This window comes from Candidatus Symbiopectobacterium sp. NZEC127 (assembly GCF_025962675.1).
In the GTDB taxonomy this organism is placed as follows: Bacteria; Pseudomonadota; Gammaproteobacteria; order Enterobacterales; family Enterobacteriaceae; genus Symbiopectobacterium.
Map to the genome: position 1 here is coordinate 166,491 of NZ_JAGFPG010000006.1, position 19,480 is coordinate 185,970.

Genomic DNA, 19,480 nt, shown 5'->3' on the forward strand with positions numbered 1-19,480 from the left:
CGGGTTTCAGGAAACCGGCTGCGGCTCGCATTAATCAGCAAAATATTTTTGCTCACTGTGGGGGTGTGCTATTGAGAAGGGCATCTCCACGGCTGGAGCAGTGAATATGTTTGAAAAGCGCTACCGTATTACGCTGTTGTTCAATGCCAATAAAGTCTACGACCGGCAAGTGGTGGAGGGCGTAGGCGAGTACTTGCAGGCCTCTCAATGCGGTTGGGATATTTTTATTGAAGAGGATTTCCGCTGCCGTATTGATAATGTGAAAGACTGGTTGGGCGATGGTGTGATTGCCGATTTTGACGATCGGGAAATTGTTCAGTCGTTGCAGAATGTCGGCGTGCCACTGGTGGGGGTTGGCGGCTCTTATCACGATCCTGATGACTATCCGCCTGTGCATTACATCGCGACCGATAATCATGCCTTGGTGCAATGTGCGTTCATGCATCTGAAAGAGAAAGGGCTTAATCGCTTTGCCTTTTATGGATTGCCGCCTTCGGGTGGCAAAGGGTGGGCGCAGGAGCGTGAGTATGCTTTTCGTCAACTGGTCGCATCAGAGCAGTATCAGGGCGTGGTGTATCAGGGGATGGAAACCGCGCCGGATAACTGGCAATACGCGCAAAATCGCCTGGCCGACTGGGTGCAAGCCTTACCGCCACAAACCGGCATTATCGCCGTTACAGATGCTCGAGCCCGCCATTTGTTGCAGGTGTGCGAATATTTGAACATCGCAGTGCCGGAAAAACTGTGTGTTATCGGTATCGATAATGAAGAGCTGACGCGTTATCTGTCTCGGGTGGCGCTCTCTTCTGTCGCGCAAGGTACACGGCAGATGGGCTACCGCGCCGCCAAATTGCTGCATCAGTTGTTACACAATCCGGTGGCGATTCCCCTTCAGCGCATTTTGGTTCCTCCCGTGCGGGTGGTAGGACGCAGTTCCACCGATTACCGTTCGGTGCACGATCCGGCAGTGATTCAGGCCATGCACTATATTCGTTGCTATGCCTGTAAGGGTATCAAAGTCGAACAGGTGCTGGATGCTGTTGGCATGTCGCGCTCCAATCTGGAAAAGCGCTTTAAAGATGAAATGGGGCAGACCATTCACGGTGTTATTCATGCGGAAAAACTCGAGCGTGCACGCAACCTGTTGGTGTCGACCTCATTGTCGATCAACGAGATTTCGGTGATGTGCGGTTACCCGTCGCTGCCCTATTTTTATGCGGTATTCAGGAAAGAGTATGATTTGACGCCGAAAGAGTATCGCGATCGCTTCGGTGAAGATGTGAATCGGTGAAGTGCCCGGCCTCATCCATTATGCCGGGCTAGCAGTTTTTATGCCGGTACGCGCCAGTGATCGTAATAGATATGCTCGATCTGGAAGTTGGTGTCTTCAACATCACCGGTCAAACGGCAGGCAATGGTGCCCGCGAAATCAAAGGCAACGCCCAACCCTTTGCCGCTGATCAGGTTGCCATCTTCCACCACATTTTGATCGACATAGACGCCGTCCGTGACATCTTTCCAGAGATCGCCGGAGCAGACATAGCGTCGGCCTTTTAGCAGCTTGTTGCCGCCCAGCACGCGCGCTGCCGCAGAACAAATCGGGCAGATCAGCTTTCCGGCGTCGTCATGACGGCGAATAAATTCGGTGACCAGCGGGTTCGCTGCCAGACTCAGCGTGCCTTGCAAGCCGCCAGGGATCACTACAGCATCGAACAGTTCGTCCATGCTTCTTTCCAACAGTGCATCAGCAAACATGCGGATATTGTGGTAGCTGCGCAGTTCCAGCATGTCTTGGCAGGACAGCATTTTCACGCCGATCTTCATACGGTGTAGGATATCTATCACCATAACCGCCTCTGCTTCTTCAAAGCCTGGCGCCAGCAGGACGGCGACTTTCTTAGACATAACATCTCCAGCAAATAGGCAAGGGAAACCATAGTTCGCCGAGAATAACAAAGATTTATCCTTCAAATGAAACATTGTTTTATTATTTGGTTTCCCGTCGCGTAAATCGATTTTAGCCGCTGGATTGGTAGTGAAATGGCGGTATAATTGCCTGCTGGGTTTGTTTCCTCTCCGAGCTGTTCTTCATTGCCTATTCTTTGTGGTAGAAATCCATAGATACCGTTACATTCGAGGGCAGCGTAGCGAGATTGACGGTTTTTTGCAGAAATCCTCACTCGGCTCTTCCTGTCGCGGCAAAAAGATGTTTAAATTATAACTCACTTATTTTGCATAAATATGCATTTGTTGGATGACGAACAGTATCGGTACATGAGCGTGCCGCCACGCGCATAACGATCTGATTTTTTCTCATCAATGCATGGCGTAACATATCGTGGTGTGGCTGTTAAGCTTCTCTCCATAAGTCTATCGAGCAGGGATTTATTTTATGACGACGATTCTCAAGCACCTTCCGGCAGGTCAACGTATTGGCATTGCGTTCTCCGGAGGCCTGGATACCAGTGCAGCACTGCTGTGGATGCGTAAAAAAGGGGCGGTTCCTTATGCTTACACCGCAAACCTGGGACAACCGGATGAGGATGACTATGAAGAGATCCCTCGTCGCGCCATGGAGTACGGCGCAGAAAATGCCCGTCTTATCGACTGCCGCAAGCAGCTGGTTGCCGAAGGCATTGCCGCTATTCAGTGTGGCGCTTTCCATAACACCACGGGCGGCCTGACCTACTTTAACACCACCCCGCTGGGCCGTGCGGTAACGGGCACCATGCTGGTCGCGGCCATGAAAGAAGATGGCGTGAATATCTGGGGTGACGGCAGCACTTATAAAGGTAACGATATCGAGCGTTTCTATCGCTATGGCCTGCTGACCAATGCTGAACTGAAAATCTATAAGCCGTGGTTGGATACGGATTTTATCGATGAACTGGGCGGCCGTCAGGAGATGTCCGAGTTTATGGTGCAGTCCGGCTTCAACTACAAGATGTCCGCCGAAAAAGCCTACTCAACCGACTCCAACATGCTGGGCGCAACGCACGAAGCGAAAGATTTGGAATTCCTGAACTCCAGCGTGAAGATCGTTAACCCGATCATGGGCGTCAAGTTCTGGGATGAGAACGTCAAGATTGCGGCAGAAGAAATCACGGTACGTTTTGAACGCGGCTATCCGGTGGCGCTGAACGGCAAAACCTTTGCTGATGATGTGGAACTGATGCTGGAAGCCAACCGCATTGGCGGTCGTCACGGTTTGGGCATGAGCGACCAGATCGAAAACCGTATTATCGAAGCGAAGAGCCGTGGCATTTATGAAGCCCCCGGCATGGCGCTGCTGCACATTGCCTACGAACGTTTGGTTACCGGTATTCACAACGAAGACACCATTGAGCAATACCATGCGCACGGTCGCCAGTTGGGCCGTCTGCTGTATCAGGGTCGTTGGTTCGATCCGCAAGCGCTAATGCTGCGTGATGGGTTGCAACGCTGGGTGGCCAGTGCCGTCACGGGTGAAGTGACGCTGGAACTGCGTCGCGGCAATGACTACTCCATCCTGAATACGGTGTCGAATAACCTGACCTACAAGCCGGAACGTCTGACGATGGAAAAAGGCGACTCCGTGTTCTCGCCGGATGACCGTATTGGTCAGTTGACGATGCGTAATCTGGATATCATTGATACGCGTGAAAAACTGTTCAACTACGTTGAGACCGGGCTGCTCTCCTCCTCGGCGGCGACCGGTTTGCCGCAAATGGAAGGCCTTGAACAGTTGCAGGACAAGAACAGCAAGTAATGCACTGATTGTTGTATTCCTCTTCAAAAGGGCACCCACGGGTGCCCTTTTTCGTTTGCTCTTTTTCGTTACTACATGCTGGTCAACAAATGACCGCTGTCACATTTCCACGCTACCCACCTGTGACTGTCATCACACACAAAACGTTGATTATGTGAGTGATTGCACACTTTATCCCAATAAGTCACGCCCCTGATGCTGAGCGTCGGGTTCCTGTGTGTTTTACCGGTAGGGAATTGCTTATGCTCATTTCACGGTCAAGGCGCGGTGATGTCGCAGTCCAGACTGGCTGCTAAATGAAGCAGGCGCTGTGGGTCGAGCAGTAGGTGAAAGGTGTAAGGGTGCTGTGTGCCTGCCGAAGAAAACCAGGTTTCCAGCTCGGTGATGAAGTGACGCAGCGTGTGTAACGCTTGCCGCAGTTGTTCGTGTTTTTCGGGATTATTGCCGTATTTGTGGATCCACAAGCGGAGCGCAAAAGCATGGGTAATGTGGCTGTAAGCGCGGGTATACCAGAAGGCGCGTTCCCAGCTAGCGGTGAGCGTGTGTTTAAAGGCGTCAGTGAGCGGCATGGCGGGTAATTTTTTGTCCACCTGAGCGCGCAGGTATTCCGCCAGAAAACGAGATTTCTGTTTTTCCAGGATGATGAGCTGCATTTGCTGCTCACCGACGGCCTCATCATCCGCTGGCATCAGTGGCTGAAAAGCCTGAGACCAATTGGCGCTGCGGGTGTCCATATGCAGCAGTTGTAGCGCCTGCTCAAAGTCATGCGGGGGGCGGCTATGACGTTGCAGCAGTCGCCCCAGCAAGCTGGGCGTTTTACACATCCAGTCGTGGCTGGAGGTATAGATGGCAAACAGATCGTCAATCTCTTGCTGTGACAGAGGACGCAGAGAGTAGGTTTCCAGCCACTCGGTAAACAGCGCTTGCGGTGCAACCGACGGTGCGCGGATCAGACGCGAGAGACCGTACAGATTCAGCTCGTTGACTGAGCCCAGTAGCGCATTGTTTGGCAGCCATTCCCAACTGAGGCGTGCAGTGATCGCCTCAAGTTCGTCGCCGAGCGTTTGGGAGGCCCAGTGAAGACGTTTTTGCAGTTCGTCTAACAGGCAACAGGGGAGCAGCGTCCAGCCGTATTCGATGCCCCACAGATCGAATTCCACCCACTTACGGGAGCCACTCAGGCGAGTAAGGGTGGGATTGTTGGCAAATCCGGGACGATAGTCCAGCTCCGTCGCTTTTACGGAAGCGCGTACATCATCAGGCAACACATCCAACGCCATCTTTAACTGCTGGCGGGGCCACGCTTTGTCCTGATAGTCGCGCAGTACCAACTGACAGCCGCGTAAACGCAGGCCCTGGTAGAGGCGTTGCAGCGCTGATTCCCACTCCGTCTGGTGCACGGTAGGTGTGGTGAGCGAAAGGCGCAGGCCGCGCACGGTGGGTAAATGGCTCAGGATTTCCGGCAGGGTTTCGCCGAAAAACAGGTTAAGAAACGCCGCGTCGTTTTGTGGGTCTTGGGAAAGAAAGAACTCGGGAAATTTACGGTGCAGGTCGTGGCAGTCTGGCGTCGCCTCGCCCTGAAGCCACAGTTGAATATGGTTCTGTTCGCAATACCGCGCCACGTTTTGCAGATAGTGCAGGGCATTACTGCGAGCGAGCAGCAAATGTTCCACCGTGGCGGGTGGGCACCGCGGTGAGGGTTTGGCCAACAGCGCGAACAGCGTTTGCTGATGCAGGATCAGCCCATTGAACTGGAACGTTTTGAGATGGCGCATGACGTCGGTAAACGTCTCCCACTGCCAGATGGCAGGGGTGTTTACCTCGAGAAATAACAGCGGTACCGGGTTACCCATGGCGAATCTCCTGCACGCGTCCTGCTCGCTGATACCAGCATGCGGATAGTAGAACGGGGGGGAGGGGGAGTCAATCGCAGGTGGGTTCATCCCGGTGTAGTCAATGAGGGTAGGAAAAGGGAGATGAAGATGAAGACTTATGCACTGGTTGGCACCGGTGGCCGTTCGGGGATGTATCTGGAGGCGATTGCGACCACCTATCGGCAGTCAGCGCGTCTGGTGGCGCTCTGTGATACGAACCAGACGCGTATGGATTATGCCAATCGCAATCTGGAGAAGTGGGGTCATGCGAAGGTGGCGACCTGGAAAGCGGCGGATTTCGAGACGATGATCGCGCAGCACCGTCCTGACATCGTGATCGTCACCAGCGTGGATCGCACGCACGATCGCTACATCATCCGCGCCATGGAGTTGGGCTGTGATGTCATCACGGAAAAGCCAATGACCATCGATGAAGAACGCTGTCTGGCGATCGTTGACGCGGTAGAACGTACCGGTCGCGATCTGCGGGTAACGTTCAACTATCGCTATGCGCCGCATCACAGCAAGCTGCGTGAACTCATTCTCAACGGTACGGTCGGTGACGTCTTCTCGGTGCATTTCGAGTGGCTGCTTAATACCCAACACGGCGCTGATTATTTCCGCCGTTGGCACCGCGACAAGCGCAACAGCGGCGGGCTGCTGGTCCATAAATCCACCCACCATTTCGATTTAGTCAATTTCTGGCTCGACTCGGTGCCGGAGTTCGTCTTCGCCCAGGGCGATCTGCGGTTCTACGGTAAGGAAAATGCCGAGCGGCGCGGCGTGAGCGAGTTCTATTCCCGCTGCCATAACCAACCGGCTGCGCGCAACGATCCGTTCGCTTTGCACATGGAGGAGCGGGCGATGCTTAAGGATCTCTACCTGAATGCGGAGCATGAAGATGGCTACCTGCGCGATCAGAGCGTGTTCGGCGACGGCATCAGCATCGAAGATACCCTGGCGGTGATGGTGAAGTACCGCAACAAAACGCTGCTGACCTACTCCCTCAACGCCTATCAGCCGTGGGAAGGGTTGAACATCGCCTTTAATGGCAGCAAAGGGCGGCTGGAAATGAAGCTGGTCGAGAACTCTTACGTCAATGGCGGGGGAGAACGTAAGAACGAAGGCAGCCTGATGGACTGCGATATCACTTGGTATCCGATGTTTGGCGCGCCGGAGCGTATCGAGGTGGCTTACGGACAAGGGGGGCACGGTGGCGGTGATGCGCTGATCCTGGAAGAGCTGTTTGGCAACCCAGGTCCCGATCCGCTTAAACGTCGGGCTGACAGCCATGCCGGAGCCATGTCCATTTTGACCGGCGTGTGCGGAAACCTCTCAATGCAACGTAATCAACCGGTATTTATCAACGAATTGCCTGTGGGCAGAAAGCTGCTGTCACGGCGAAACAGGGAGCAATAGCAATGGCGAAAGGCGATGTTTATCAGCTCGAGTACCATGAATCTATCGATGAGGATACCGGCGCGCGGGTGACCCGATTGACACCCCCGAACGTTATCTGCCACCGCAATTATTTTTATCAGAAATGTTTTCTCGATGAAGGTCGGTCACTGATTTTTGCCGCGGAATTCGATGGGTTTCGCAACTATTACCTGTTGGAGCTGGCTAGCGGCAAAGCGACGCAGCTAACGCAAGGGGCAGGCGATAACACCTTTGGCGGATTCCTTTCTCCTGACGAGCAATACCTCTATTACGTGAAGGGCGAACGCGCGCTGATGCGGGTTACGTTGCAGGATTTGTCCGAGGAAACCGTCTATCAGGTGGCGGATGAGTGGGTGGGTTATGGTACCTGGGTGGCTAACTCCGCCTGCACCAAGTTGGTGGGGGTGGAAATCCACCGTGATAGCTGGCGGCCCGTCAGTGACTGGACGGTGTTCCAGCAATTTTATGAAGAAAATCCGCTCTGCCGTGTGATTCGCATCGATTTACAAACGGGTGAGCGCACCACGCTATTACAAGAAAACCAGTGGTTAGGGCACCCGATTTACCGCCCTGATGATGATACTACCGTCGCTTTTTGCCATGAAGGGCCACTGGATCGGGTAGAAACCCGCATGTGGCTGATGAACGAAGATGGCAGCCATATTCGCCGAGTCAAATTGCCGGCACCAGGGGAAAGTTATACCCATGAATTTTGGGTACCAGATGGCTCTGCCATGATGTATGTCACCTATGTAAAGGACAGCCCGGTACGCTATCTGTGCCGGGTTGATCCCGACACCGGTGTTGATGAAAAGATTGTTGCGATGCCGCCGTGTTCGCATGTCATGAGCAATGACAACGGGCAGTTGGCGGTTGGCGATGGCTCCGGCAAGCCCATTGATATTGTTGACAATGACAAGTACGGCGATGCCACCGATCCCTACTTATACCTCTTTGATTTGAAGCACCAACAAACCCACAAAATTGCCAAACACAGCAGTTCGTGGGCGGTGCTGGATGGCGATCGTCAGGTTACCCATCCTCACCCGTCTTTCACGCCCGATGAGAAACAGGTGTTGTTCTCCTCGGATAAGGATGGCAAGCCTGCGTTGTATCTGGCCTGTATTCCCGACGCTATTCTCCGCGCTATTCAATGATAAATAAGAGGATTTAGCTATGTTGATGAAACCAGTCACGCTTGCCGCAGCCCTGCTGCTTGCCACATCCGGTATGGCGTACGCGGAAAATGTCGAGTTGAGATTTTCCTGGTGGGGAGGAAACAACCGCCACCAGGCGACGCTCCAGGCGATAAAAGCGTTTGAACAACAGCACCCGAATATCAAGGTTCAGGCGGAATACTCGGGATGGGAAGGCTATTTATCCCGTTTTACCACCCAGATCGCCGGCGGTCAGGAGCCGGATGTCGTCCAGACCAACTGGAACTGGCTGCCGATTTTTTCTAAAGATGGCAGCGGGTTTTACGATTTGCGCAAAGTGGCTAAAACGCTGGATTTAACGCAGTACGATCCTCAGTCGCTGGAGAGCGTGTCGGTTGCCGGTAAGTTGAACGGTATTCCCGTGGCGGCTACCGCGCGTAGCTTCTACTACAACCAGAAACTGTGGCAAGAGACGGGTGTCGCCTACCCCAACAGTTGGGATGAGCTAAAAGCGGCGGGTAAGGCTTTCAAAGCCAAGGATGAAAACAGTTATCCGCTGGTGCTGGATTACATGGAGTCGTTAACGCTGCTTCACTCCTATATGGTGCAGAAATACAACATTGCCGCGATCGACGATAAAGCGGGGAAATTCACCTATACGCCAGCCCAGTGGGAAGAGTTCTTCCAATTGTATAAAGATTTGGTCGACAGCCACGTTTTCCCATCAATGCGAGTGCTGGCCTCCTACGGAAAAGCCAATACCTGGGAGATGAAGCCGTGGATTAGCGGGCAATGGGGAGGGATCTACATGTGGAACACCAATGCCACCATGTATGAAACCAACCTACAGCCTCCTTATAACAAACTGGAACTGGGCCCTTTCTTTATGCTGCCGGGAGCGAAAGACGCGGGATTGTTCTTCAAACCGACCATGATGCTCAGTATCGGACGCTCCACCAAACATCCTGAAGAGGCCGCTCTGCTGGTCAATTTCCTGATGAATGAGGCGGCGGGTGTCAAGGAGATGGGGCTGGAGCGCGGCGTGCCGCTCAGCAACACGGCATACCAGCAATTGGTACAGGATGGCACCATCAAGGAAAACAATATCGTGGTGGCCGGACTGAAATCGTTTATGGCCTTGCCGCATGCCATCCCGACGTCCCCCCATTTTGATAACCCGCAGTTTGTGGCGCTGTACCATGAAACTATCCAGAAAATTGATCAGGGGAACCTGTCCGTCAAAGACGCGGCATCTTCCTTTGCGAAAAGCGCCGATCGCATCCTGAAACGTGCCACCAAATAACGCCCTTCGATCACGTCATGAACGCCCCGGTCATGCGCCGGGGAACACGGTTTCACCGGGATAGCCAAGGTACGGAACACGATAATGATTACCTTTAGTGCAACACTGACCTGCCAGTACGACGCGCCCTTTTCCCCGTTCAGCGCGGCCGATCTCAACAAAGGCTTGGCGTGGCTGAAAGCGAGTGGATTTGATGCGGCGGAGCTGTGCATATCGGATTATCAGGGGATCGATATTGCACGGATAGCCGATGCGTTAGCCTCGCACGGATTGGGCTGCACCACCATTGCCAGCGGGCAGGCGCGTAAGCGAGAAGGGCTATCGCTGCTGTCACAAGACTCGGAAATCTTGCGCCGCACGCGTCAGCGCCTTTTTGAGCATATCGATGCGGCAGCGGTGCTGGGATCTTATGTCACGATTGGCTCGTTGCGTGTGGCGGATACGCCATTGAACGCAACACGTTATTGCCAGCTTTTGGCGCAGGGGCTCGCTCCTTGCCTGGACTATGCGCACGCACGCGGCGTGACCCTGATCGTTGAAGCGCTGAATCGCTATGAGGCTGAGCATCTGAACAGTGCAGAAGATATGGTGCAGTTTCTTGATCTTATTGGCTCACCGCCGCAGGTTGGCATTTTGTGGGATGTGTTTCATGGCAATATCGAAGACCGTGACTTTGCGCAGGCCATTGCATCGATGGGGCCGCGCTTGCGACATGTGCATTTTGCTGATTCTAACCGCGCTTTCCCTGGCTATGGGCACCTGCCGTTTGATGCTATCTACCGTCAGTTGCGGCAGTTTGATTATCAAGGTGCCATCTCGCTCGAGTGTCTGTGCCGACCATCAGCTCAGGCGGTGATTGATGAGTCCGGGCCATTTATCCAGCGTTTTCGTCAGTTGTAACGCACATAAGCGTACAGATAGTCTGGTCTTTAAGCAGGGGTATGGTTTAGCATCGGTATTAATAATGTCAACTGACGGAGTCTTACGATGAATACGCGTACCATGGCGATATTGCTGACGTTGTCCTTGAGCGGTGCCGTGCAGGCCGATGCTACATCATTTTTGGCACAGCAGGGGCTAGCGGGCAAAACGGTTGAACAGATGGTCAACACCATTGACCAATCAGCACAAGTGCGACCGCTGCCCTATTCTGCATCGATCAATGCGACCCAATTGATGCTGACCCAAGGGGAGCAGAAGTATGTTTATCCGCTGGGCGACAAGTTTTATTTGTCGTTTGCGCCCTATGTCCAGCAAACGCACCCCTGCTTTAATCACAGCTTGTCGGGCTGCCAGGGGGAACTGGCCAACACGGCATTCAACGTCAAAATTACTGACAAGCAGGGCGCTGTCATTGTGCATAAGAACGTGACGAGCTACCAGAATGGTTTTGTGGGTGTCTGGTTGCCGCGCAATACCGAAGGAACCATTGAGGTAACCTATCAGGGACGTGTCGCTCAGGCACCTTTTGCCACTTATGATGACAGCCAAACCTGCATGACTACGCTACGACTGAAGAGCGTCTAAATACACCGACGATTATTCCACCTCGGCGTGTAGGCTGGGGTGGTTATCACCATGCCGTATCGGCCTTGGCGACACAGCGGTTGCTCCTGTATTTTTCCTTCCTTTTCTGTTACACCTGATTGTCTTGTCACCGCACGGTAAATCTGCAATGTCTCTGTTAATCAAAGCCATTCTTGGCGCTGTCATTGTTGTGCTGATTGGTATTTTGGCTAAGACCAGACACTATTATATTGCGGGGCTGATCCCGCTGTTTCCGACCTTTGCCTTAATTGCCCATTACATTGTGGGAACAGAGCGCGGTACTGAAGCGCTACGAGCCACCATCCTGTTTGGCATCTGGTCAGTCATTCCCTATCTGATTTACCTGATATCGCTCTACTATTTTACCGCATCCATGAAGCTGCCGCTGGCATTGCTATCCGCAGTAGCCTGTTGGAGCGCCTCTGCGTTTGTATTGATCAAAGTCTGGGCGCACTTCTATCACCAGTAGCGCATCCCCGGCAGCGATTGGGTTCCTTAAAGATGAGCGCGAATATCACAGAAAGATGGCTTCATTACTGTTACTGCGCCTTCTGCGAGATTTTTTTCTGCTACAGCAAAGCGTCGCGTCCTCTGAAGGCGAGGGTGAAGCTGTCAGGGCCAGGCTGCGATAATCATTACTCAGAATCATGGTGCATATCTTTTCCCATGACACGATATCGTGTTCCTCGGTAGCACACGCCTCTTCATCCGGTATACACGTCAGAAAACCGCGCGAACGATGCCAACTGAGGTACTGATCTATGTTGGCGCGGAATTGATCTGCCATTTTCTGCGGCATTGAGTTCAAGAGAAATGTGGCATGGTTTTGCCATGTCCCCTCGCTGGGTTTGCGGGCATTATCACACGGGCCCGTGCGATTAAACGCGGCCTGTTGCGCGGGAATTGTCTTACACTGAGAAATTTCTGTGGTTTGTTGTTCGAAAGGTTCTTGTATTTTCATACCGCTGCGCGGTGCGCCTGAGCGATACATCAGGTCATACAAGGGGTTGTAAGGCGCTTTTGATAGGCTGTTAAATAACCATACGTCTTGCGATTGCCAATCAAAAAGAGGATATAGCGTATGAATCTGGCTGCTTGTCTCTGATTTAGTGCGGAGTTCATTGCGTTCTACATCATAGCTTTTTTGTGTCAGTTGACTATCGTTATTGGCGGCGTCACTGGACAGCGTTCCCATGACGAAGGCGAGCGTTTTCCCTGAGGAGAGCCAATTCAGAAACGCAGAGGTAAAATTGCCCTCTGTCATCGCATAATGGTAAAACGGAAAGACATGCTGATCCGTAATGGTGCCTGCTGGAGGAATTCTCCACCATTCAACGTTGTCTTCCCAAGATATCCAGGTGTGTGAATGATCGGATTGGTTATTTTCTGTTGTGAGCGGCAACGCAATCCAATAAAAATTTTCAATTACCTCGCGGTATAGCTGTTTCAAACGTTGTATATGAGAAATAGTTTGCGTATGTTGTGCTTCCTGATCAATAAACAACACGGTGAGTTTTTTACCGTGAGCTTTAGCAACAGTAGCGGCGAGGTGTAATAATACGGTTGAACTTTTTCCTCCAGATAAGGAGATACACACTTTTTCATAATCACTGAAAACGATATCAAGGCGTAATAACGCCGCATCAAAAACGTTGGATATGGAATGTGTCTCTTTCATCTCATTGCCCTGGCGGTAAAGTTTTTTCTGTATTGCCGACTAATAGCGTTCTGTGACGGGTTTATATTTTTTATGGCTGATGCGAGAAATGAATCTCGTTATCATGTTTGTTAATAATGACATGTTGGCAAAGAGAGACATCCTATCTCTTTGATGCTAACTGTTTGATGTGTATCATTTTGTTAAAGTATAATAAATGGGTTATCCCTCTGTTTGTATTTTTTATGGTCGTTAATATAAACTTTTTTTCGTCATTTTTTGTCATTTTTCGCTCAATTTATTGCAAATATTTTTAAGGAAATAGTCATGGGTTTAGCTGCCATTAATAGTTTATTTATTTACTGTTTAATAATCGTTGTAATTGTCAGTCTGGGCGTTAAGTGCGTGCGTGGTCGATTTTTGTGTTTTCAATGATCGTTTTTATCGTCAAGTATGAGATATCTTATTTGTTTTTGTGTCTTAAATGAGACAGTGACCCAGTAGAATCAGACGGGTAAAATCCATTTGGTTTTGATTTTATTGAATGTGGAAGATCTGTATTCTTTGGCATTGGCTGGTATTTATCAGGATATAAGCGAAAACTTCGAATGTCTGGACTGGTATGAGCAGGCATTAAAATCAAGAATTATCTGAACTCATATTTCATTCTACTGTGGTATGGGGGTAATACTTTGGTGGTATTTGGCATGCTGCCAAGGATCTTGTTTGCTTCTTGAGTGTCAGGAAAGGGTCGCATTAACGTTGCTCTCATTTCGAAACGCCGTTGTGTTGCAGGTTGCAAGGTGAAAGTTTTCCTGTAAGGGCTCAGGCTGGAGCTCCGAGAGGTTAGGAAGAATGATGGCGTTTTTGCGAAAGCTCTTGCTGTAAATTAGTTTATAACAGAGTGATAAGCATCATAATTATATGTAATTCAATGTTCGTTTAAGGGAGATAGGTCACGTAAACGCGGTGCACTATAGGATCATGTTTATAATAACCCTTAGTGAAAGTGTCTGGCTTCACTATCTTGATACTTGAGCTACACTTGTTTTAGGTCACTCCGTAGATTGGTGTTCTTGTGCAGAGAAGAAGAATATTCGAATCCTTTCCGCTATGGCTGGATGCGAACTGAAGCTGCGCGTGTTCATTCGCATCTTTTTATGATATCGGCTTGGTTGACCTTTTTTCGATTAGGCAACTTTAGAATGATCAACGTTACGCCTGTGCGGCTAGCGAGAAAGTTAATTCTCGCGATTGATACGTAGCGGAGGATTTATGGTAATCAATAACGTTTTACTCTTTGGTCAAGATTCTTTTTTCTGTAATACAGTATCTGAAATACTGCTGAAAAAAAACATTCAATGCGTACATGTAAAAAATTATCGCCAATTTTTCACCCAGCTTGTTAGTGATGCTCCATCTCTTGTCATCGTGACGGATGATATATTGGATTGTGAAAGGAAAAGAGAACTCTTCAAAATTAAATGTTATTCGTTGGGTGTGAGAGTCCTGCTTTTCACCGAAGGGTGTGTAGATCTTAGTATTAGTAAAGACCTTTCTGTTGTCGATAGGAAAAGCCCTTTGCATCTCTATGAAACCATTATCGATCTGTTTTGTGCGGGCTATCGGCTCATTGATTCGAAAGTCGTACCTGACAAAAAGTTGAATGTGAAGAAAGTCCTTAGCCCAAGAGAAAATACCATATTGTCTATGATGACTGGCGGTGTAAGCGTAAGAGATATATCAAAGCAATTGAAAATTAAAGAAAAAACAATCATGACATATAAACGCCGATTCTTCGCAAAATTGGGTGTGAGAAAACTTCGAGACTGTATTATACCTTAATCAGAGTTTCACTATGCCGAGTAATATTGTTTTCTATGATTTGGATTCTTTCTTTGTTCTTGGTGCCAAGACGCTGCTTGATACCTTTGAACCTATTTATATTGCTGCAACACAACGAGATGTTATCGATCTTCTTAAGCGGCAGAGTATCGATATCCTCATCATTGATCCTTCACAGAGAGTTTGGATTATTTCGGAGGATTTTTTAGCTTCAGTTCGTTCTGTTTCAGAAAATACGAAGATTGTTTTCTTAATTGAAAGTAAAAATAAAAGTAATTTTTACATCAATAGGCTATGTCCACATTTGGTAATTGAAAAAAACATTGACACCGCCATTTTTGTAAAAATATTGGAGTTGCTCAATATTGGTATCTATGCCAATAAAATATGATGTTGCCATTTTTATGTTATTCAATTCTTCAAATTGAAGACCGGTTTTTCTGATAAGGTAAGAATCAAGAATGTTATATAATTATGAAGACAAACGCTGCCCATTGTTTGAAGAAAAATTAAGCAGCAAGACTAATATATTGAAAAAATATTTGTTGCCTCATATGGTGAGGGTAAAAAATGCCAAGGGCAAGCAGGATTTAATGTCGTTTTTCTATGTGTCATCTGGATTTCTCTCTGTGTATAGAAAAAATGAAGATATTCTTCTTGGTCATCTACACGCCCCTGTTTTCTTTGGTGTTAATTATTTATATGATGCCTATTTTCCCGTTTATTTTACCGGAGGCCCTGAAACAGTTATTTATCACGGCGATGTTGATACGCTACTGAAAATAATAAAAGAGAATCACCTGGAAGAATGTCTTATCTACGTTATGATCGCTAACCTGAATGAATTATATCGCAGAGACTTGATATCCGGGAAGTCTGATAGTTATCAGGTGATAAGAAGTATATTATTGCATTATATTGATAAACCACTGGGTTTTAGAATGCAATTTGGCATAGCCTCAATTATTATCAAGCTCACAGGTTTGTCCCGTAGTCATGTCATGAGAATTTTGTCCGAGTTGAAAAAAGGGGGGTATATTGAAACCAAAGAGGGGAAGCTTATCTCTGTTTCCGATTTGCCAGAAAAGTTTTGAATAAAAGGCTAAACCTATTTTTGTCTATAACCGCTATCTCACGTGGTTAGATATATTAAATAATATGTTTTTAATCAATGTTTTGAGGTTTTTTATCTTTTCATTTTTTGCTTTTATCTCATCGGTGTTTTGGGTCATTTTTTGAAAGAATAGTCGCTGAATTTGTTCTATTCTTGGTGTGCGTAATCATTAAAGGATTACGGGCGTAAAACACGATGGTAACAATAGTTTCCTGATGTGAAGATGCTGTGTCTCTTTTTATGCGTCCGTCGTTTCCTGTATTCGTTATGTTCAGGATTACAGGTGAAGTACATGTTTATGCATGATTTCTTTTCTTATTTATTGCGGATTTCGCGAGTAAATCCCATTTTCTCACAGTTTTTTTTCTTGTGCATGCTGGCTCTGAGCGGCTCACTCTTCTCTTCATCTGTACTATCTACTCATCAAATTCTCACTGATTCCGAACACCTTGCTTCGCTACCTACTACGCTATATTCGTTGAAAATGGGTGAATCACCGCAGTCCGTAGCAAAAAGCCTGCATGTCAGCATGGATATACTGCGAAAATTAAATGAATCACGGACTTTCTTACATAAATTCGATGATCTTCAACCCGGTGAGGAACTGATTGTCCCAGTGATGCCTTTGGTATCGAGCAGCACAAATTTTCAACGTGCTGAGCCTTCCCTGCTAATTCCAGATAATGAACGTTCGCATAAGATTGCTCAATTAGCCCTTCGGGTCGGCCCCTTTCTTGCTGACGATCCAAGGCGCGATACCGCTATTGCCGAGCTGCATCGCTTTGCTATTGATCAGGCAGGCAGTGGGTTTCAGCATTGGCTGAGTCGTTTTGGTACTGCTCGTGTACAACTCGATGCAAATAATGCCTCTTTGCTTAAAAAATCTCAGGTTGATTTACTGCTTCCTTTACGGGACAGGCAGGACAATCTTCTTTTCACGCAGGGCAGTATTCATCATATCGATAAACGCGTGCAGGCAAATCTGGGTGTAGGTATGCGTCACGTCACTCAGGATGTTGTGGTGGGGGGCAACGGTTTTCTCGACTACGATTTTTCCCATCATCATGTGCGTGCGGGGATTGGCATAGAATATTGGCGTGATTTCCTGAAACTGGGTGTGAATAGTTATCTACGCCTTAGCAGCTGGAAAGCGCCCTATGACAATGAGCGAGAGCGTCCAGCGAATGGGTGGGATATTCGCACGGAAGCCTATTTACCTGATTGGCCCCAACTTGGTGTGAAACTATTGTATGAGCAGTTTTATGGCGAGCAGGTGGTACTGTTTGGTAAGGACGATCGCCAGCATAATCCTCATGCCATTGGTGCAGGTGTAAACTATACCCCCTTCCCACTGATGACGTTGAGCGCAGAGCGGCGCAGTGGGAAAGCAGGAAGCAGTGATACACGCTTTAGCCTGCAATTTCACTATCAGCTTAGTCAGCCTTGGGAGCGGCAGCTTGATCCTGAAGCGGTTGGTTCGACTCGCCGTTTACAGGGACAGCGTTACGATCTTGTTACGCGCAAAAATCATCTGGTGCTTGAGTATCGCAAGGTGCAACGTCTCTTTTTGAGTATGATCCGGGCTATAGATGGGTATTCCGGAGAGCAAAAGCCGCTTAATGTAGAAGTGAGCGCTACCCATAAGCTCGCTCGCCTGGAGTGGTCTGCACCGGCGTTGATCGCTGCGGGAGGAAAAATCTTGCCGCGTGGATACCAAAATTATGCGGTGGTGTTACCTAACTATAAGGACGGCGGTCAACCCCAGAACTGCTACCGCGTTTGCGCCGTTGCCGTAGATACACAGGGTCATCGTTCTAATCAGGGGAAATCCTGGGTACGCGTTCATGCTCCCGCAATGGCCATGATGCGTACGGCCTCGGATACCGCCCGCAGCACGTTTTCGGTTATGCCTGCTTCAGCCGTGGCAAACAATGCGGCCAGCATCAACATTGTCCTGACGATAAAAGACAGTAACGATAGGCCCCTAAGCAGCATGGCAGGCCATCTTTCATTCCGGTTGCGAAACCAGCAGGGGGAGGAACCCGCCGCCAGTGAAGTGACGCTCAGTGCAATCCATGAAAGCGGAGCGACTGGTCGTTATGTTGCAACGGTCAGGGGGAAAAAAGCGGGCGTGTATTCAGTCACACCACAGTTTGATGGTGTGGCGATGGCATCACTATCGGCAACGTTTGCGCTTAACGCCGATATGACGACTGCCAAGGTAGAGTCTCTGTCTGCGGATAAATCCTTACTGACTGGTGATGGCATTGATTATGTTCAGTTTACCGCCTTGATTACCGATGCGCATGGCAACCCTGTTCCCAATGCCATGGTGCAGTGGCGTCATTCATTTGGTCACTTGTCAGCGAGCAAGACACCCACATCTGCCCAGGGAATCGCCAGCGTCAGCTTAAAAAGTGTCGATAAAGGTAAGGTGTCGGTTACCGCCGCCATTAACCACTCCAGCGTGAGTGATGCCAGCGTCAAAACGATGGGATTTATTGAAGATTCATGGGACATCGCCAGCGAAGGTGTCAGGTATCGCTCGGTACCGGTCAAAGGCTATTCATCCTTAGGGTTTGTCGCAAAAGCACCGACCCTTGGTCCGCAGCAATTGGTCTGGTCATCACGCAGCGATCAGGCCTTAGTGGCGACACTGACCAATCAAGCGGATGAAAATCGCTATACGGTGAAATTTAGAGGGTATCGCCACTCTGGCTGTAAGCTCAGGCCGCTAAATGATGCCATTGGTTGCGCCAAGGCCGGGAACGGTATGGATGCCGAGCTGGTGTTCTCGGCAGACGATAATGCTACCTTGCCGCCAGGGCGCTACGTCGGTGATGTCCATTTCTCTGCGAGAAGCGGCCCGGGAGATTTTGAGGTGGAATATCTGCTGCATGTGACGTTGCAAGTGGTTAGGTAGTTGCCTGTCCAGGGCTGTCAGCTTGCCATTACAAATGAAGATTCTTAACGAGCAGGGATAACATTCTCCACTAAGTCCCGCAAATGCTGTGCTAATTGATCTACGGCCTTCTCGCCAGTGGCTGCCTCTACCGTTAAGTTTTCCAGCGTATTGTCGGTATCCCGAATCCTGATGCCGTTGCGGTAGAGGAAGGTCATGGTGACAAAAAACGCAGTGCGCTTATTACCATCATTAAAAATGTGCCCACGAGCGATAGCGACCCAGTAGGTGGCGGCGAGCTCAAAAACATCGGTAACGCCTTCATAATGCGTTCTGTTTTGCACCCGATAGATGAGTGCTTCAGCCCTGCCGGGATCGGACATGCCAGCAACGCCGGGAAGCCGTTGCAATATGCGGTTATGGAAGGCGATAACGTCCTGAGCGCTGACCCACATCATCGGTTTGTCAGCGCTTCTACCGTGTGACCATGACGTTGCATCATCACATCAAACTCCGTATCCAGCTTGGCGTTTTGATATGCCTCAAATTCAGCCTTGCTGATGACCACTGCTGCGCTACCGTCTCGGCGGGTGATTTCAACCGGTTCGCCATGCGTGGCCGCATCCAATACCTCTGAAATCTTGGCCCGCGCCTGCGTTGAGGTGTAAGTACGCATGATGTGTCTCCTGAAATGTACATTTGGATTGTACGCTCAGCGCTGTTTTGATTCAATTATAGAAAATACACTATTAATTATATAGTTAGACTTGGGCGTCGATGTTGATCCCTTCCCGTTGTCCGGGCACGGATATTTGGAAGCAATTAAAGGGATGAAAAAAAGCCATTATTTACAATGGCTTTTTTTAGCGATGGTGAGACGCTATGAAGATCG

General features: G+C 49.4%; 17 protein-coding genes. 12 read left to right on the plus strand and 5 right to left on the minus strand.

The window, feature by feature from the left end:
• The first annotated feature begins 106 nt into the window (after positions 1 to 106).
• Positions 107 to 1,291, plus strand: coding sequence for a D-xylose utilization transcriptional activator XylR (gene xylR / locus J5069_RS19545; RefSeq protein ID WP_264645430.1), 1,185 nt, complete (start codon positions 107 to 109; stop codon positions 1,289 to 1,291).
• Between the two features lie 38 nt (positions 1,292 to 1,329).
• Here the strand turns inward: xylR and J5069_RS19550 are convergent, their stop codons facing one another.
• Positions 1,330 to 1,905 (minus strand): DJ-1/PfpI family protein, encoded by a 576-nt coding sequence (locus tag J5069_RS19550; RefSeq protein WP_264645431.1) that lies wholly within the window; start codon positions 1,903 to 1,905, stop codon positions 1,330 to 1,332.
• A gap of 487 nt (positions 1,906 to 2,392) precedes the next feature.
• Between J5069_RS19550 and argG the strand changes: the two genes are divergently transcribed.
• Positions 2,393 to 3,748 (plus strand): argininosuccinate synthase, encoded by a 1,356-nt coding sequence (gene argG, locus J5069_RS19555; RefSeq protein ID WP_264645432.1) that lies wholly within the window; start codon positions 2,393 to 2,395, stop codon positions 3,746 to 3,748.
• Between the two features lie 257 nt (positions 3,749 to 4,005).
• Here argG and J5069_RS19560 read toward each other — a convergent pair whose 3' ends face one another.
• Entirely contained in the window at positions 4,006 to 5,601 is a 1,596-nt protein-coding gene (locus J5069_RS19560; protein WP_264645433.1) for a hypothetical protein, read from the minus strand.
• Between the two features lie 129 nt (positions 5,602 to 5,730).
• On the opposite strand from J5069_RS19560, the gene J5069_RS19565 reads away from it, so the two are divergent.
• The 6 genes from J5069_RS19565 (at position 5,731) to J5069_RS19590 (ending at position 11,539) form a co-directional block, all read left to right on the plus strand.
• Positions 5,731 to 7,041, plus strand: coding sequence for a Gfo/Idh/MocA family protein (locus tag J5069_RS19565; protein WP_264645434.1), 1,311 nt, complete (start codon positions 5,731 to 5,733; stop codon positions 7,039 to 7,041).
• Positions 7,042 to 7,043: 2 nt separating this feature from the next.
• The gene (locus J5069_RS19570; protein WP_264645435.1) at positions 7,044 to 8,219 is read left to right on the plus strand and encodes an oligogalacturonate lyase family protein; all 1,176 of its coding nucleotides are present in this window, start codon (positions 7,044 to 7,046) and stop codon (positions 8,217 to 8,219) included.
• Positions 8,220 to 8,244: 25 nt separating this feature from the next.
• On the plus strand, positions 8,245 to 9,522 hold the full coding sequence (locus J5069_RS19575; protein ID WP_264645521.1) for an ABC transporter substrate-binding protein: 1,278 nt from the start codon (positions 8,245 to 8,247) through the stop codon (positions 9,520 to 9,522).
• Between the two features lie 84 nt (positions 9,523 to 9,606).
• Complete coding sequence (locus tag J5069_RS19580) at positions 9,607 to 10,422, plus strand: sugar phosphate isomerase/epimerase family protein (protein ID WP_264645436.1); 816 nt, start codon at positions 9,607 to 9,609, stop codon at positions 10,420 to 10,422.
• 87 nt (positions 10,423 to 10,509) lie between these two features.
• On the plus strand, positions 10,510 to 11,049 hold the full coding sequence (gene cueP / locus J5069_RS19585) for a copper-binding periplasmic metallochaperone CueP (RefSeq protein WP_264645437.1): 540 nt from the start codon (positions 10,510 to 10,512) through the stop codon (positions 11,047 to 11,049).
• Between the two features lie 148 nt (positions 11,050 to 11,197).
• A complete protein-coding gene (locus J5069_RS19590; RefSeq protein WP_264645438.1) occupies positions 11,198 to 11,539 on the plus strand; it encodes a GlpM family protein in 342 nt (113 codons plus the stop codon).
• Positions 11,540 to 11,584: 45 nt separating this feature from the next.
• Here J5069_RS19590 and J5069_RS19595 read toward each other — a convergent pair whose 3' ends face one another.
• Positions 11,585 to 12,748: a phosphoadenosine phosphosulfate reductase family protein gene (locus tag J5069_RS19595; protein WP_264645439.1), complete on the minus strand. Its 1,164-nt coding sequence runs from the start codon at positions 12,746 to 12,748 to the stop codon at positions 11,585 to 11,587.
• 1,254 nt (positions 12,749 to 14,002) lie between these two features.
• Here J5069_RS19595 and J5069_RS19600 point away from each other — a divergent pair.
• From J5069_RS19600 to J5069_RS19615, 4 genes are all read left to right on the plus strand, one after another.
• Positions 14,003 to 14,572, plus strand: a complete 570-nt coding sequence (locus J5069_RS19600; RefSeq protein ID WP_264645440.1) for a helix-turn-helix domain-containing protein — start codon at positions 14,003 to 14,005, stop codon at positions 14,570 to 14,572.
• Positions 14,573 to 14,585: 13 nt separating this feature from the next.
• Positions 14,586 to 14,963 (plus strand): hypothetical protein, encoded by a 378-nt coding sequence (locus J5069_RS19605; protein ID WP_264627757.1) that lies wholly within the window; start codon positions 14,586 to 14,588, stop codon positions 14,961 to 14,963.
• Positions 14,964 to 15,033: 70 nt separating this feature from the next.
• The gene (locus tag J5069_RS19610) at positions 15,034 to 15,666 is read left to right on the plus strand and encodes a helix-turn-helix domain-containing protein (RefSeq protein ID WP_264627758.1); all 633 of its coding nucleotides are present in this window, start codon (positions 15,034 to 15,036) and stop codon (positions 15,664 to 15,666) included.
• Between the two features lie 312 nt (positions 15,667 to 15,978).
• Entirely contained in the window at positions 15,979 to 18,609 is a 2,631-nt protein-coding gene (locus tag J5069_RS19615) for an inverse autotransporter beta domain-containing protein (RefSeq protein ID WP_264645441.1), read from the plus strand.
• Between the two features lie 44 nt (positions 18,610 to 18,653).
• Here the strand turns inward: J5069_RS19615 and J5069_RS19620 are convergent, their stop codons facing one another.
• Together J5069_RS19620 and J5069_RS19625 are read right to left on the minus strand one after the other, a co-directional pair.
• Positions 18,654 to 19,046 (minus strand): type II toxin-antitoxin system death-on-curing family toxin, encoded by a 393-nt coding sequence (locus J5069_RS19620; RefSeq protein ID WP_264645442.1) that lies wholly within the window; start codon positions 19,044 to 19,046, stop codon positions 18,654 to 18,656.
• Positions 19,043 to 19,264, minus strand: coding sequence for a type II toxin-antitoxin system Phd/YefM family antitoxin (locus J5069_RS19625; protein WP_264645443.1), 222 nt, complete (start codon positions 19,262 to 19,264; stop codon positions 19,043 to 19,045). Before J5069_RS19625 ends, J5069_RS19620 begins: the two co-directional genes overlap by 4 nt.
• Positions 19,265 to 19,480 lie beyond the last annotated feature (216 nt).